Raw genomic sequence first — 15,335 nt, forward strand, 5'->3', positions numbered from 1 at the left:
GATTCCGGGTCCCGCCGCGCCGGTCGTGCCCCCGGCCCCCTCCCTGCCGCCCGCTCCCGCTCCCGCACCGGCCTTCGGTCCCGGCCCCGCCCCCGGTCACGACCCCTGGGCGCGGTACGACCCCTGGGCTGTCGCCCAGGGGCGGGCGGCCCTGCGGCGGAGCGGCGGCGGCGGTGGTCGGGCGCCGCGGCGCCCGCGGACCGTGGTGGCCGGCGTGGCGCTGCTGATCGCCCTGGTCTCCGGCGTCGGCGGCGGTGTCGTCGGCGCCTACCTGGAGCGCAACGGCGGCGTGGGCACCGTGGAGCTGCCGCAGGCCGACAGGGAACCGGCCGACCGCGACCCGGACAGCGTGGCCGGCATCGCGGCCAAGGCGCTGCCCGGGGTGGTCACCCTGCACGTGAGCGGCGCCGAGCAGGCCGGCACCGGCACCGGCTTCGTCCTCGACGACAAGGGCCACATCCTCACCAACGACCACGTCGTGCAGCCCGCCGGGGCCGACGGCGTCATAACGGTCACCTTCCACAGCGGCGACACCGCCGAGGCCACCGTCGTCGGCCGGGACAGCGGCTACGACCTCGCCGTGGTCGAGGTCCGCGGCGTCCGCGGCCTCACCCCCGTGCCTCTGGGCAACTCCGACAACGTCCAGGTCGGTGACCCCGTCGTCGCCATCGGCGCCCCCTTCGACCTGGCGGGCACGGTCACCTCCGGGATCATCAGCGCCACCGAGCGGCCCATCACGGCGGGCGGCGAGAAGGCCGACGGCAGCGACGTGTCGTACGTCGACGCGCTCCAGACGGACGCCCCCATCAACCCCGGCAACTCCGGCGGTCCGCTCCTCGACTCCGCCGGACGGGTCGTCGGCATCAACTCCGCCATCCGCTCGGCCGACGGCGCGGGCGGCCCGGAGAGCGGCCAGGCCGGCTCGATAGGGCTCGGCTTCGCCATCCCGGTCAACCAGGGCAAGCGCGTCGCCGAGGAGCTGATCAACACCGGCCACGCCACCCACCCGGTCATCGGCGTCACCCTCGACATGGACTACTCCGGCGACGGCGCCCGCGTCGGCGCGCGGGCCGGTGACGGCGGCCCCGCCGTCACCGAGGGCGGCCCCGGCGCCAGGGCCGGACTGAAGGCGGGCGACGTCATCACCGCCGTGGACGGCCGCCGTGTCCACTCCGGTGAGGAACTGATCGTCCGGACCCGGGCCCACCGCCCCGGCGACCGCCTGGAGCTGACCCTGGAGCGCGACGGCGAGGTGAGGAAGGTCTCGCTCGTCCTCGGCTCCTCGGACGGCGACTGACCGCCGGCACAAGCCCCGTAGGAGGACCGGAAAGGCAAACAATGCGGAAAGCCGCCGTGCGGACGCGTCAGGAGCGCACGGGACTGTACCGGTCTGACGGGATGGGCGGGTACCGTGGAGGCGGACCGGACATCCCAAGGAGCTTCAGGTGTTCAATGACATAGGACCGCTCGAGCTGGTCACGCTCGTTGTCCTCGCCGTGCTCGTCTTCGGTCCGGACAAGCTCCCCAAGGTCATCCAGGACGTGACCCGCACGATCCGGAAGATCCGCGAGTTCTCGGAGAGCGCCAAGCAGGACATCCGGCAGGAGCTCGGCCCCGAGTTCAAGGACTTCGAGTTCGAGGACCTCAACCCCAAGACGTTCATCCGCAAGCAGCTGGACAACGACGAGCTGGGGCTGAAGGAGATCCGCAACGGCTTCGACCTGAAGAAGGAGATGGCCGAGGTCACCGACGCCGTCCACGGCCGCGACTCCGAGTCGTCGGCGTCCGGGACGTCCTCCTCGTCTCCCTCCTCTTCCTCCGGCCGGGTCGACATGACCAAGAAGCCGGAGGGCGGCGCCCGCGACGAGCGCCCGCCCTTCGACGCGGACGCCACCTGAGCCCACCGGTTCCCTTCACGCCCGTCGACCTGCGCCTCCGCGCCGGTGACGGGCGTGACGTGCGTCATACTCCATCACGGTCGTCCACGGCTGGTTCCCGCCCTCCGTACGACCCACGCGCAGGGCGCTTTCCCGGCAGTTCCGATAGGTGTGGCTATGCTGCCGACTTGTTGTGCGGATCGTACGAGTACGCCCGAAGGGGGGCGGGCCGTGCCGGTCCGACGAGAGCGAGGAGGCGTCCGGGCACATGGAGACGACGAGTGGGGCAGTCGCGCAGGCGCCGGCCGCGGAGGGCGGAGAAGCGTCCCCGTCCGCCCGGCGTGCGGTCGACGGCTTCCTGCGTGCGCCCTTTCCGTGGTACGGCCTCGACGAGGCGTTCACCGGGCCGCGCCGGCTGATGCAGGTCGGCACGGCAGCCGACGGGGCCGTGGAGCACGGTTCCATCGGACACGGTGACGAACCGTCGGTACGCAACGAGCACGTGGCGGGCGACGATCAGGACGCCAAGGAGAAGTTCGCGGTCGTCGTGACGGTCGCGGCCAATCCGGTACGGCGCAGCGCCGACGGCACGGGGATGCTGGAGGCCACGTCGGTCTCCTCGGCGGCCTGGCTCGCCGGGGTGGGCCTGCTGTCCTGCACCTGGCCGGGACAGATGGACCACTCCCTGCGGGACGACTGGCTCGACCAGCAGACGGAGACGGCGTGGGTCCTCGCGGACGACCTCCACGGCGAGGACTGGTCGACGCTGTCGCTTCCCGTGGACGGGGTGCCGACGCGGTTCCACTACCGGGAGTCCGAGTTCGGGTGGGTCCTCGCCGGCTCCACCGAGCAGGGGGTTCATCTGGGGGCGTACGGGCGGGGCATGAGCGCGTACGGGCTGGCTTTCGCCGTTGTGAAGGATATCGGCGCCTACACGTGATTCCGGGCGGCTGCGGGCTCGTTGCGATTGCCCGCGCCGTTCCCCGCGCCGTTCCCCGCGCCCCTTACGGGGCGCGGTCCCTCTCGGGTGCGGATCAGGACTCCGGGCTAGAACTTGTTCCTGGGCGTGATGCCCAGGGACAGGCCCGAGAGGCCGCGCTGGCGGCCGCCCAGCTTGCCGGCGATGGCGCGCAGGGAGGCGCCCGCCGGGGAGTCGGGGTCGGAGAGGACGACCGGCTTGCCGTCGTCGCCGCCCTCGCGGAGACGGACGTCGATCGGGATGGAGCCGAGGACCGGGACCGTCGCGCCGGTGGTGCGGGTCAGGCCGTCGGCGACCGTCTGGCCGCCGCCGGTGCCGAAGACGTCGACCATCTCGCCGCAGTGCGGGCAGGGCAGCCCGGACATGTTCTCGACGACGCCGACGATCTTCTGGTGGGTCTGCACGGCGATCGCGCCGGCCCGCTCGGCCACCTCGGCCGCCGCCTGCTGAGGGGTCGTCACGACGAGGATCTCGGCGTTCGGCACCAGCTGGGCGACGGAGATCGCGATGTCACCGGTGCCCGGCGGCAGGTCCAGGAGCAGGACGTCCAGGTCACCCCAGTACACGTCGGCCAGGAACTGCTGGAGCGCGCGGTGCAGCATCGGGCCGCGCCACACCACCGGGGCGTTGCCCGGGGTGAACATGCCGATGGAGATGACCTTCACGCCGTTCGCCGACGGCGGCATGATCATGTTCTCGACCTGGGTGGGACGGCCGTCGGCGCCCAGCATGCGGGGGACGGAGTGGCCGTAGATGTCGGCGTCCACGACACCGACCTTGAGGCCGTCGGCGGCCATGGCGGCGGCGAGGTTCACCGTCACCGACGACTTGCCGACGCCGCCCTTGCCGGAGGCGACCGCGTAGACCCGGGTGAGGCTGCCCGGCTTGGCGAAGGGGACCTCGCGCTCGGTCTGGCCGCCGCGCAGCGCGGTGGCCAGCTCCTTGCGCTGCTCGTCGCTCATCACGTCCAGCGTGACGTCGACCCGGGTGACGCCCTCGACCCGGGAGACGGCGTCGGTGACGCGCTGGGTGATGGTGTCCCGCATCGGACAGCCGGAGACCGTGAGGTACACGGTGACCGCGACCGTCCCGTCCGCACCGATGTCCACCGACTTGACCATCCCGAGTTCGGTGATGGGCCGGTTGATCTCGGGGTCGTTCACCGTCGCCAGTGCCTCGCGCACCGCGTCTTCCGTAGCCATGAGGACGATGGTACGGCGCCCGGCGGGGCCCCCGGTAAGCCCGTCAGCGGTCGTCTGCGTCACGTCCCCGCGGCCGTTCCGCCGGGAGTGCCGGGAAGGATCCGGTATCGGAGCGGTGGCCGTTCTGCCGGACCTCCAGCTCCTTGAGGATGGACTCCAGCTCGGAGCGCATCCAGTCGCGGGTCGCCACCTCGCCGAGGCCGATGCGCAGGGCGGCGATCTCCCGGGCCAGGTACTCGGTGTCGGCGATCGACCGCTCGTTCTGTCTGCGGTCCTGCTCCAGGTTGACCCGGTCGCGGTCGTCCTGCCGGTTCTGCGCGAGCAGGATCAGCGGGGCCGCGTAGCTGGCCTGGAGGGACAGCATCAGCGTCAGGAAGATGAACGGGTACTCGTCGAAGCGCAGACCGGTCGGCGCGGCGATGTTCCACACCACCCACGCCACGATGACCACGGTCATCCAGACGATGAACCGCCCGGTGCCCAGGAAGCGCGCCACGCTCTCCGACAGCCGTCCGAACGCCTCCGGGTCCCATTCGGGCAGCAGCCGGCGGCGCGGCGGCCGGGGCTGGTCCAGGCGGGCGCCGCGGGGCCGGGAGGTGGCGGTCGCTCCCGAGACCGCGCGCTCCCGCACGCCGGTCTCCCGCTCAGGCGCCATCGGTCCGCACCTCCCCGGTGCCCTCGTCGAGGTGGTACTCGGTCTCCCGCCAGTCGTCGGGCAGCATGTGGTCCAGTACGTCGTCGACCGTGACCGCGCCCAGCAGCGACCCGGAGTCGTCCACCACGGGGGCGGCCACCATGTCGTAGGCGGCGAAGAACCCGGCGACCACGGGGAGCGCGGCCTCCGGTTCCAGGGGTTGCAGATCGTCGTCGATGATCGAGCCGACCAGGGTGTACGGGGGGTCGCGCAGCAGCCGCTGGAAGTGGACCGTGCCGAGGTACTTGCCGGTCGGGGTCTCGTCGGGCGGGCGGCAGACGTAGACCTGCGCGGCGAGGGCGGGGGACAGGTCGCGGTTGCGGACCCGGGCGAGGGCGTCGGCGACGGTGGCGTCGGGCCGCAGCACGATCGGCTCGGTCGTCATCAGGCCGCCCGCGGTGTGCTCCTCGTACGCCATCAGCCGGCGCATGTCGGCCGCGTCGGACGGCTTCATCAGGCTGAGCAGCCGCTCCTTGTCGGCCTCGGGCAGCTCGCCGAGCAGGTCGGCGGCGTCGTCGGGGTCCATCGCCTCCAGCACGTCGGCGGCGCGCTCCTCGGCGAGCTTGCCGAGGATCTCGATCTGGTCGTCCTCCGGCAGCTCCTCCAGTACGTCGGCGAGGCGGTCGTCGTCGAGGGCGGCGGCCACCTCCGCGCGGCGCTTGGGGGAGAGGTGGTGCAGGACGTTGGCGAGGTCGGCGGGGCGGAGCTGCTCGAAGGTGGCGAGGAGGTTCTCGGCGCCCTGGCCGTGCTCCTCGGCGGAGAACCCGGTGACGGCCGAGAACTCCACGGTCAGAGCGTCGCCCTTGCTGCGCCGGAAGGCCCCGCCGCGGCGGCCCTTGCGGACGAAGACCCGGTCGATCTCCCACTCCCGGCGGGCGGGGAGCTGCTGCACCGACAGGTCGAGGACGGTGACCTCCTCGCCGGTCTCGGTGAGGGTGACGCGGCGGTCGAGGAGTTCGCCGAAGACGAGGCGTTCGGTGGGGCGCTGCTCGAACCGGCGGACGTTGAGCACACCGGTGGTGAGGACCTGGCCGGACTGGACGCCGGTGACCCGGGTCATCGGCAGGAAGATCCGGCGGCGAGTGGCGACCTCCACGACCAGGCCGAGCAGGCGCGGGGGTTTCTGTCCGACGCGGAGCATGACGACCAGATCGCGCACCCGTCCGACCTGGTCGCCGTTGGGGTCGAAGACGGCGACACCGGAGAGATGCGATACGAAGATCCGGGGGGCGCCCGCTGCCATGGCCGCGGCTCCTTTTCGTCGAGCCCGCCTGTGCAGGCTGTGCTGCGTCGTGTTCCTGTGTCCCTTTTCCGAATTGCCCGCTCGGACGGCCTTCAGGCTAGCCCGTCCCGAACGTGTCCGCCCTGGTGGCCGGTCCGGACGGACTGGCTCCGCCGGCCGTGCCGGGCACCGGTACGCTGCCGTACGCCGCACCGGCCTCCCGCGAGAAAGGCAGCCCCACCCGTGACAGTGACTCCCCGGCGCAGAACCCCTCGGGCCGCTCTCACGGGCGCCGCGTGCGTCCTGGCCGTCGGGGCGGGACTGACGGGGTGCGGCGGCGACGAGGACCCCGACGCGGGCACCAACGGCGTGGGCAAGCTGACGGCCGCGCAGATCCAGCAGAAGACCCGGACGGCCGCCGCGGCCGCCGAGACGGTCCGGCTGCACGGCTCGGTGGTGACCAGCGGCCGCACGTACGCCCTCGACATGCGGCTGAACTCCGACGGCGGCACCGGCTCGGTGACGTCCAAGGGGTCGAAGTTCGACCTGCTGCGGATCGGCGAGCAGCTCTTCCTCAAGGCCGACGCCGGGTTCTGGAGCCATGACACGGGCAAGGCGGACGCCGCCGCGGCCGAGAAGCTGGCCGACAAGTACGTGAAGGTGCCGCAGGGCGACCCCTCGTACAAGAAGTTCAGCGGGTTCACGGACAAGGACGTCCTCCTCGACGGTCTGCTCGCGCTGCACGGCACGGTGGAGACGGACGGCCGGCACGAGCAGAACGGCACGCGCACCGTCCGCATCAGCGGCGACGACGGCTCGGGCGGTTCGCTCGACGTCTCCCTGGAGGGCAAGCCGTACCCCCTGCGCCTGGTCCGCGCGGGCAGCGCGGGCACGTTGCGCTTCTCCGACTGGAACAAGACGCTGGAGCTGAAGGAACCGGGCAAGGACGAGACCTTGGACTACGGCAAGCAGTTGCCGACGTCGTAGACGCTTGTGCTGTGGCGCCCCGTAAGGGGCGCGGGGCTCAGACATCGTGCGGCTCCGCCGCGTGGGCGCGCCCAGCCCCGACGAGCCCGCGGCCGAGGCCCTACCCCCGCCGCCCCCGGCGTTTGAACAGCAGCCGTGGCACCGCCGCCGGAACCGGCCGGCGCGTGGTCGCCGGCGTCGGCAGAGGCGCCGCCGCCAGGTCGCCGTCCGGCAACGGCACCGTCGACCCCACCGGCTCCAGCCGTACCACCCGGCACTCCCGCCCCCAGCGTTCGACCATCGCCTCGCCGTCGGGCGCGTTCAACCGCTTGCCCTTCAGCTCGGCGACAGCCGCCTCCCACGCCTCGGAGCCGGAGGCCAGTTCCACCACCCGCGCCGTCCAGGTGACCAGCCGGCCGCCCTTGTCCTTGCTGCGGACCGTCACCTCGACGTTCGCCCCGTCGGTCAGGGACGGCAGCGGCTGCTCGCCGGGGCCGTCGCCGACCACGCAGGCCGCGCCCTCGTACCAGACGTGCCACAGCGCGCGGGCCGGTGCCCCGGGGGAGCCGGCCCAGATGAGGCCGGACTTCTTCGTGGCCTCCTCGACGAGAGTCCGGCCGAGCAGCTCGCTTGTCATGCCGCCCAGCCTAGCCAGGCCGCCCGGCGCGGGCGGGTCAGAGCCAGCCGTTGCGCTTGAGGGTGCGGTGGATGCCGAAACAGATCGCCACGGTGACGCCGATGACCATCGGGTAGCCGAACCGCCAGTGCGTCTCCGGCATGTGGTCGAAGTTCATGCCGTACACCCCGCACACCATCGTCGGCACGGCGACGATCGCCGCCCAGGACGTGATCTTGCGCATGTCCTCGTTCTGCGCGACGGACGCCTGGGCGAGGTTGGCCTGGAGGATGGAGTTCAGCAGTTCGTCGAAACCGACGACCTGCTCCTGTACCCGGGCGAGGTGGTCGGCGACGTCCCGGAAGTACTTCTGGATGTCCGGGTCGACCAGCCGCATCGGCCGCTCGCTGAGCAGCAGCATGGGCCGCAGCAGCGGGGAGACCGCCCGCTTGAACTCCAGTACCTCGCGCTTGAGTTGGTAGATCCGGCCGGCGTCGCTGCCGCGCGGGGAACCCTTGCGGCCGGGCGAGAACACCTCGGTCTCGACCTCGTCGATGTCGTCCTGCACGGCGTCGGCGACCGCGATGTAGCCGTCGACGACGTGGTCGGCGATGGCGTGCAGCACCGCCGAGGGGCCCTTCAGCAGCAGCTCGGGGTCGTCCTGGAGGCGGTGGCGCAGCGTGCGCAGCGAGCCCTTGCCGCCGTGCCGGACGGTGATGAAGAAGTCCCGTCCGGTGAAGCACATGACCTCACCGGACTCCACGACCTCGCTGTTGGCGGTGAGCCGGTCGTGGTCGACGTAGTGGATGGTCTTGAAGACGGTGAACAGGGAGTCGTCGTACCGCTCCAGCTTGGGCCGCTGGTGGGCCTGGACGGCGTCCTCCACGGCCAGCGGGTGCAGCCCGAACTCCCGGGCGATACCGGCGAATTCGTCCTGGGTGGGCTCGTGCAGCCCGATCCACACGAAACCGCCGTCGCGGCGCACCAGGCGCATCGCCTCGTGCGGGGTGAGCGGGGCGTCCGTCCGGAGCCGGTGGCCGTCGCGGTAGACGGCGCAGTCGACGACGGCCGAGGCGGAGGCCGGGTCGCGGGTGGTGTCGTAGGCGCCGCTGTCCTTGCGCAGCGGGACGCGGGACGGGCGGACCGCGGCTCGCAGGTCACGGATCATCGACATGGCAGGCTCCTTCGCTACGGGCAGCGAACGGCGCCGACGACGGGTGGAACCACCCGGAATGAGGACGTCCTGCACAGGGCGTGCGTGCACGGGGCGTGCGTGCACGTGTCCGGCGCGTCCACAAAGCGGGGAGCACCGCACCGTCGCGGTGGCGGGCTTCGCTGCTGGTTCACATGAGACGAAGTGCTCTTCCGCAGGAAAGCGCGCGGCTGACGAAAGGCGGCAACCGGTTCGGTCCGGAAGCGGCGGCGTCAGCGGCCGGAAGAGCGGGTGGTACTGCACGGTCGACTTCGGTCCATGCCAGCCCCACCTCCTCCGGCCGATCCCTCGTGAGGGATGTCCATTCCCTCGTTTAGGAGGGTTCCCCGTAGGGGAGTGTTCATCACAGCGTCGAGGCTTCGAGTCACACGCTTCTGCGTGCTGCCCGACGACCGGCTCAGAGTACCAGCCACCCGTTGTGTCAAGGCGCCGCTTTGCCTTGTACTGACGAGTTCTATGCTCGCCGCATGGCTGATGTTCTTCCTCTGGTCGAGGCCCGGTTGCGCAGCGCGCTGGGGGAGCCGGACGCCCGCGCGGCCGTCACCTTCCTCGGCACGGACCGCATCGAGGTGCTGCGCTTTCGCGGGTCAGGCCCGGAGGGCGACGTCGTCCGCTACGCCACCCTCGGCATGTCCGCGCAGCCCATGGCGGACCCGACCGCGGTGCTCGCCGATCCGGTCGCGGGCCCCCGCGCCGAACTGGTCCTCTCGGTGCGGGCGGGGACCGCCGACACCGACAAGGTGCTCAGGCCGCTCGCCGTGCTCGCCGCGTCCCCGCAGGTCGAGGGCGTGGTCGTGGCCCCCGGCGCCTCCCTGGACGTGGGCGAGCCGCTGTGGCCCGGGGCGCCGTTCACCTCGGTCCTGGTGGCCGAGCCGGGTGGCCTGGTGGAGGACCTGGAACTGGACGCTCCGCTGGAGCCCGTACGGTTCCTGCCGCTGCTGCCGATGACGCCGAACGAGGCCGCGTGGAAGCGGGTCCAGGGCGGCCCGGCGCTCCAGGAGCGGTGGCTGACGCACGGCACGGACCTGCGGGATCCGGTCCGCCGGTCCGTACCGCTGGAGTGACGTAACTCACCGTACGGCCGGGCCCAGTTGGCGTCGGCCGGCGCGGACCGAGACGTGGTCCTCGGTGGCGTGCCGGGGCTTCGGCTCCTCCGCTTCTCCGCTCCTCCGCTTCATGGGCGAGCGCCCGGCGTCGTACGCCGACGACGACCGCGCCGGCGACGACCGCGAGGGCGGTGGAGACGGGGAGCGCGTCGCCGAGGCCCCGGCCGGCCCGGTGGCCGATGAGCCGGCCGACCGTGGCGGAGGTGTCCGCGAGGCCCGCGAAGACATCGCGATGCCGGTGACAGGCTCCGTCTCCGGCCGGATCGGCGGCGGAAAGACCCTGCTGTCGGCCTCGCCCTCGTCGTGGGGCGACGACGGACGCGCCGATGGACACGACGGCGGACGCGCCGGCGGACGCGCCGATGGACGCGCCGATGGACACGACGGCGGACGCGCCGGCGGTGGCCCGGACGGCCTAGGGCTGACGCGGGAAGCGAGCCGCGTCTGCTTCTGCCCGGTCGGAGGCGACGGCTCGGGGGTGCCCGGCCGGATGGGTGATCGTCCTTGACGTGGTGCGGATGGGGTAGGACCGTGGGGCCCTATGAGGGGCGAACCCAGTTGCCCGAAGTGTGGTGGCCGGGTCAGGGCTCCCGGTCTCTTCGCCGATTCCTGGCAGTGCGACGCGCACGGCCCCGTCCATCCGGTCCAGCCGGTGATACCGCCGAGCGTGGAAGCCCTCGAAGTCGTCGTGCACCGCACCCAGGTCCCGGTGTGGATGCCCTGGCCGCTGCCGGTCGGCTGGCTCTTCACGGGAGTGGCGTACGCGGGCGACGAACGTACCGGCGGCCGGGCGACCGCCGTCGCCTGCTCCGGTCCCGGGCCGCTCGGCGGCATCGGCGAGCTGATCCTGGTGGCCGAGGAACTGGGTGTCGGCCTCGGCGCGCACTACGCCGGCCTGGACGGGCCGGACCCCGGTCCCTCCCTCGACGTCGAGAAACCGCCCCAGGCCAAGGTGCTCGCCGCCGGTCGGCCCACGCCGCTGTGGCACGTCTCCGGCGCCCCCGCCGACCGGGCCGTCTTCGCGGGCGAGGCGCTGGGAATGTGGCTGTGGGCCGTCGTGTGGCCCGAGCGGGCGGGGCTGCTGATGTACGACGAACTGGTGCTGACGGATCTGCGCGAGGCGGGGGCGGAGGTACAGCTGGTGCCGTGCGGCGCGCTGTCTCCGCGGCTGATCGATCCGTAGGGGGTCCGGGATCCGTAGGGCCGCGCGGGTGCGCGAGGAGAAGTTCGGCGTCCGGTTATCCTTCTTTACGTCCTTCTGTTCGATGTCAACCCTCTGGAGTCGCCGTGCGTATCGACCTGCACTGTCACTCCACGGCCTCCGACGGAACGGACACCCCCGCCGAACTGGTGCGCAACGCCGCCGCCGCCGGGCTCGACGTCGTCGCGCTGACGGATCACGACACCACCCGCGGCCACGCCGAGGCCCTCGCCGCGCTGCCCGAGGGACTCACACTGGTCACCGGCGCCGAACTGTCCTGCCGGATTGGCGGCGTCAGCATGCACATGCTGGCCTATCTCTTCGACCCCGAGGAGCCCGCGCTGCTCGCCGAGCGCGAGCTGGTCCGGGACGACCGGGTGCCGCGCGCCAAGGGCATGATCGCCAAGCTCAACGAGCTGGGCGTCCCCGTCACCTGGGAGCAGGTCGCGCGGATCGCCGGTGACGGTTCCGTGGGCCGCCCGCACATCGCGACCGCCCTGGTCGAGCTGGGTGTCGTACCGACCGTGAACGACGCCTTCACCGGGGACTGGCTGGCCGACGGCGGCCGGGCCCACATGGAGAAGCACGAGACCGACCCCTTCGAGGCCGTCCGGCTGGTCAAGGGCGCGGGCGGTGTCGCGGTGTTCGCGCACCCGGCCGCCGCCAAGCGCGGCCGTACGGTGCCGGAGTCGGTGATCGCCGAGCTGGCCGCCGCCGGTCTCGACGGCATCGAGGTCGACCACATGGACCACGACGCCGCGACCCGGACCAGGCTGCGCGGCCTCGCCGGAGACCTGGGCCTGCTCACGACCGGGTCGAGCGACTACCACGGCAGCCGGAAGACCTGTGTGCTCGGCGAGTACACGACCGACCCCGAGGTCTACGGGGAGATCACGCGGCGCGCGTTCGGGGCGTTCCCCGTGCCGGGAGCCGGCGGAGCCTGACCCCCCCGCGGGCCGTCGCCCGTCCCGGGGCGTCATCCGTCCCGGGACGTTGCCTGTCTTGGGCTGTCGCCCGTCCAGGGTCGTTGCCTGGCTTGGGCTGCCGCCCGTGCCGGGTCGTCGCCCGCCGTCCGTTCCCCGTGTTCGCACCATCGCAAGGCCAGTAACGCACCCATGTTCGATGTCGCCGTCTTCGGTTCCCTCTTCCTGACCCTGTTCGTCATCATGGATCCCCCCGGGATCACCCCGATCTTCCTCGCCCTGACCGCCGGACGGCCGGGCGCGATGCAGAAGCGGATGGCCTTCCAGGCGGTCTGTGTCGCCGGCGGTGTGATCACCGTGTTCGGGCTGCTCGGCCACCAGATCCTGGACTACCTGCACGTGTCGGTGCCCGCGCTGATGATCGCGGGCGGACTGCTGCTGCTCCTCATCGCGCTCGACCTGCTCACCGGCAAGACGGACGAGCCCAAGCAGACCAAGGACGTCAACGTCGCGCTCGTACCGCTCGGCATGCCGCTGCTGGCCGGTCCCGGCGCGATCGTCTCCGTGATCCTCGCGGTGCAGAAGGCCGACGGCATCGGCTCCCAGGTCTCCGTCTGGTCGGCGATCTTCGCCATCCACGTCGTGCTGTGGCTCGTGATGCGGTACTCGCTGCTGATCATCCGGGTCATCAAGGACGGCGGCGTGGTCCTCGTGACCCGGCTCGCCGGCATGATGCTCTCCGCGATCGCCGTGCAGCAGATCATCAACGGGATCACCCAGGTGATCAACGGCGCCTGACTCCTGGGCGGCGGAGCCCACCCGGCGCTGCGGAGAACGTGCCGCACGCGGACGGGCCCCGTACACACCGTGTGTACGGGGCCCGTCCCTGCTGTGAGCGGAGATCCGCCGCTACGAGGCCGTGGTGTCGGCGGGGCGGATCCACAGCCGCTGCCCTATGGCCGCGGCCTGCTGGACGATGCGGTTGACGGAGGCGGCGTCCACGACGGTGGTGTCGACGGGCGTGCCGTCGACGTCGTCGAGTCGCATGACTTCAAAGCGCATGGCCTCTCCCTTCGTCTGGTCATCCTCCGCGGCGGGACGGACGGTCCCGTGAGGAGGACTACTGAGGGGAGCCCGCGGGTCATCGGTGCCCGGGGTTCCGTAATGAGTCAACGGGTCGTGTGTTACGAACATTCCCTACGCTAAGGAAATTTTTCGAAAGACTAATTACCGCACGGTAAGTTGTCGATTACCTGTGTGGAACAAGACTGACCGGGACCGGTTGTGTTCGCTGCGTGACCGCCGGGACAATGGAGGGGATGAACGACGACCTCGCTTCCCTGCCCTCCCGCATCGACCGCACCAACGAGCTGCTCCAGCGCATGCTCGCCGAGGTGGCGAAGACGCCCTCGACCCACGCGATCTTCGTCGATGCCGGGTACCTCTACGCGGCGGCGGGACGGCTGGTCGCCGGGACCGAGGACCGCCGTGCCTTCGACCTCGACGCCGAGGGGCTGATCGAGGCGCTCATCGACCGCGCCCGCACGATCTTCGCGGACAGCCGGCTGCTCCGGGTCTACTGGTACGACGGCGCCAGACGCCGCATCCACACCGCCGAGCAGCAGTCCATCGCCGAGCTGCCCGACGTCAAGGTCCGGCTCGGCAACCTCAACGCCAACAACCAGCAGAAGGGTGTCGACTCCCTGATCCGCAGCGATCTGGAGTCCCTCGCCCGGCACCGCGCGATCAGCGACGCGGCGCTCCTCGGCGGCGACGAGGACCTGGTCTCGGCGGTCGAGGCCGCCCAGGGGTACGGCGCCCGCGTCCACCTCTGGGGCATCGAGGCCCCCGAGGGACGCAACCAGGCCGACCCGCTGCTCTGGGAGGTCGACAGCCAGCGCACCTTCGACCTGGACTTCTTCAAGCCCTATGTCTCCCGGCGCAGCCTCCCCGTCTACGAGGCGTCGGGCACGGCCCGGCCGACCCGGGAGAACGTCCGCTTCGTCGGTTCCCAGATCGCGGCGAAGTGGCTGGCGGCACGCGGCCGGGAGGCGCTCGTCGAACTCCTCGACGGCCACCCCTATCTGCCCGGCCCGGTCGACCAGGACCTGCTGGTCGAGGCGGAGGGACTGCTCCAGTACTCCCTGCGCGGCCAGGCGGATCTGCGGCGGGCGCTGCGGGACGGATTCTGGGAGTACGTGCACACGCAGGACTAGTGGGTCCAGCGGGTCCAGCGGCTCCAGCGGGTCCAGCGGGTCCGTCCGGCTGGCTCGGTCAGTCGACCCGCACCACGAACTTGCCGCGCACCCCGCCGGCCTCCAGGGCCCGGTGCGCCGCCGCCGTCTCCTCCAGCGGGAAGACGGTGTCCACGGCCGGACGCAGCACGCCGTCCGCCACGTAGCGGGCGAGATCGTCGAAGAGCGGCCGCCCGGGGGCGCCGCTGAAGAACCGCACCCTGCCGCGCCCGTGCACGGCGCTGGCCGCGAGGTATCCCAGCGACGCCGCGATCCGCCGGGTGTCGACCGCGATCGTCACCATCCGCCCGCCGGGCCGCAGCAGCCTCCGGTGGGCGCGCAGCTCGGTGCCGACGGTGTCGAGCACGACGTCGAAACGGCCGAGGCCGCCGACGTCCCCGGGGGTGACGGTGCGGTGGTCGACGGCGTGGTGGGCGCCGAGGGCACGGACGAAGTCGAGGTTGGCGGCGCGGGCCAGCGCGGTCACCTCGGCGCCCAGGGCCCGCCCGAGCTGCACGGCGACGGAGCCGACGCCGCCCGCGGCGCCCCGTACGAGGAGCCGTTCGCCGGGGCGCAGCGCGGCCTTGTCGCGCAGTGCGGTGACGGCCGTGGTGCCGACCGGGAGCGCGGCGGCCTCGACGAGGTCCAGCCCCTCCGGGACCGGACCGAGCCGGTGGGCCGGTACGGAGACGTACTCGGCGGCGGTGCCCTTCGGGGTGCGGCCCGGGACGCCCCACACCCGGTCGCCGACCGCGAAGCCCGTCGTACCGGTGCCGAGCGCCGCGACCTCACCGGTGAAGTCGAGGCCGACGCGCTGCGGGAACGCCGAGCCGGTGAGCAGACGGGTGCGGCCCTCGCGCAGGTACAGCTCGCCGCCGTTCACGGAGAACGCCCGTACGCGCACCAGTACCTCGCCGGGCGCGGGGTCGGGGCGCGGCACCCGGCCCACGTAGAGGACGTCGGGGCCACCGAAGCGGTCGAAGAGTACGGCTTTCATTGTGGGGTTCATGGTGTTCATGAGGGCTTGTCTCGTCTCTGCCGGTGGGTGGGGGTGGGGGTGGGGGTGGGCGTGGAGGCCGAGCGTAGGGTGACAAGTGGACGG

Annotated in this window: 17 protein-coding genes; 10 read left to right on the forward strand and 7 right to left on the reverse strand. The window is 72.1% G+C overall.

Translation table 11 applies throughout. From position 1 onward, the window contains the following. The 3 genes from UW392_RS08910 to UW392_RS08920 all read left to right on the forward strand — a co-directional run. The coding region (locus UW392_RS08910) for a S1C family serine protease (RefSeq protein ID WP_320774349.1) at window positions 1-1,297 on the forward strand (1,297 nt) is incomplete at its 5' end. Window positions 1,298-1,445: 148 nt separating this feature from the next. Beyond that, window positions 1,446-1,898 carry a sec-independent translocase gene (locus UW392_RS08915; protein ID WP_320774350.1) on the forward strand — a complete coding sequence of 151 codons (453 nt, stop codon included), beginning with the start codon at window positions 1,446-1,448 and terminating at the stop codon, window positions 1,896-1,898. 247 nt (window positions 1,899-2,145) lie between these two features. Continuing rightward, complete coding sequence (locus UW392_RS08920) at window positions 2,146-2,817, forward strand: hypothetical protein (protein ID WP_320774351.1); 672 nt, start codon at window positions 2,146-2,148, stop codon at window positions 2,815-2,817. A 107-nt stretch (window positions 2,818-2,924) separates the two neighbouring features. Here the strand turns inward: UW392_RS08920 and UW392_RS08925 are convergent, their stop codons facing one another. From UW392_RS08925 to UW392_RS08935, 3 genes are read right to left on the reverse strand one after another with little or no spacing between them, the layout of a single operon-like run. After that, on the reverse strand, window positions 2,925-4,058 hold the full coding sequence (locus UW392_RS08925) for an Mrp/NBP35 family ATP-binding protein (RefSeq protein WP_320774352.1): 1,134 nt from the start codon (window positions 4,056-4,058) through the stop codon (window positions 2,925-2,927). Between the two features lie 43 nt (window positions 4,059-4,101). Beyond that, a complete protein-coding gene (locus UW392_RS08930) occupies window positions 4,102-4,713 on the reverse strand; it encodes a DUF1003 domain-containing protein (RefSeq protein ID WP_320774353.1) in 612 nt (203 codons plus the stop codon). Beyond that, a complete protein-coding gene (locus UW392_RS08935) occupies window positions 4,703-5,995 on the reverse strand; it encodes a magnesium transporter MgtE N-terminal domain-containing protein (RefSeq protein WP_320774354.1) in 1,293 nt (430 codons plus the stop codon). The genes UW392_RS08930 and UW392_RS08935 overlap by 11 nt, the downstream gene beginning before the upstream one ends. A 222-nt stretch (window positions 5,996-6,217) precedes the next feature. Between UW392_RS08935 and UW392_RS08940 the strand changes: the two genes are divergently transcribed. Further along, complete coding sequence (locus tag UW392_RS08940) at window positions 6,218-6,961, forward strand: hypothetical protein (protein WP_320774355.1); 744 nt, start codon at window positions 6,218-6,220, stop codon at window positions 6,959-6,961. Between the two features lie 100 nt (window positions 6,962-7,061). On the opposite strand, the gene UW392_RS08945 is transcribed toward UW392_RS08940, so the two are convergent. Continuing rightward, entirely contained in the window at window positions 7,062-7,577 is a 516-nt protein-coding gene (locus UW392_RS08945; RefSeq protein WP_320774356.1) for a hypothetical protein, read from the reverse strand. A gap of 37 nt (window positions 7,578-7,614) precedes the next feature. Next, window positions 7,615-8,730, reverse strand: a complete 1,116-nt coding sequence (locus tag UW392_RS08950) for a magnesium and cobalt transport protein CorA (protein WP_320774357.1) — start codon at window positions 8,728-8,730, stop codon at window positions 7,615-7,617. 506 nt (window positions 8,731-9,236) lie between these two features. On the opposite strand from UW392_RS08950, the gene UW392_RS08955 reads away from it, so the two are divergent. The 5 genes from UW392_RS08955 to UW392_RS08975 all read left to right on the forward strand — a co-directional run bounded on the left by UW392_RS08955 (window position 9,237) and on the right by UW392_RS08975 (window position 12,797). Beyond that, on the forward strand, window positions 9,237-9,833 hold the full coding sequence (locus UW392_RS08955; protein ID WP_320774358.1) for a suppressor of fused domain protein: 597 nt from the start codon (window positions 9,237-9,239) through the stop codon (window positions 9,831-9,833). A gap of 112 nt (window positions 9,834-9,945) precedes the next feature. Beyond that, window positions 9,946-10,383 (forward strand): hypothetical protein, encoded by a 438-nt coding sequence (locus UW392_RS08960; RefSeq protein ID WP_320774359.1) that lies wholly within the window; start codon window positions 9,946-9,948, stop codon window positions 10,381-10,383. Between the two features lie 33 nt (window positions 10,384-10,416). Then, window positions 10,417-11,058, forward strand: a complete 642-nt coding sequence (locus tag UW392_RS08965; RefSeq protein ID WP_320774360.1) for a DUF6758 family protein — start codon at window positions 10,417-10,419, stop codon at window positions 11,056-11,058. 104 nt (window positions 11,059-11,162) lie between these two features. After that, complete coding sequence (locus UW392_RS08970) at window positions 11,163-12,020, forward strand: PHP domain-containing protein (protein WP_320774361.1); 858 nt, start codon at window positions 11,163-11,165, stop codon at window positions 12,018-12,020. 171 nt (window positions 12,021-12,191) lie between these two features. Next, window positions 12,192-12,797 (forward strand): MarC family protein, encoded by a 606-nt coding sequence (locus UW392_RS08975; protein WP_320774362.1) that lies wholly within the window; start codon window positions 12,192-12,194, stop codon window positions 12,795-12,797. Between the two features lie 111 nt (window positions 12,798-12,908). Here the strand turns inward: UW392_RS08975 and UW392_RS08980 are convergent, their stop codons facing one another. Then, entirely contained in the window at window positions 12,909-13,061 is a 153-nt protein-coding gene (locus UW392_RS08980) for a hypothetical protein (protein ID WP_320774363.1), read from the reverse strand. A 257-nt stretch (window positions 13,062-13,318) separates the two neighbouring features. Between UW392_RS08980 and UW392_RS08985 the strand changes: the two genes are divergently transcribed. Further along, a complete protein-coding gene (locus UW392_RS08985) occupies window positions 13,319-14,215 on the forward strand; it encodes an NYN domain-containing protein (protein ID WP_320774364.1) in 897 nt (298 codons plus the stop codon). Between the two features lie 58 nt (window positions 14,216-14,273). On the opposite strand, the gene UW392_RS08990 is transcribed toward UW392_RS08985, so the two are convergent. After that, entirely contained in the window at window positions 14,274-15,230 is a 957-nt protein-coding gene (locus UW392_RS08990; protein WP_320774365.1) for an NADP-dependent oxidoreductase, read from the reverse strand. Between the last annotated feature and the right edge of the window lie 105 nt (window positions 15,231-15,335).

The sequence above is a fragment of the Streptomyces sp. CRN 30 genome, from assembly GCF_034105845.1.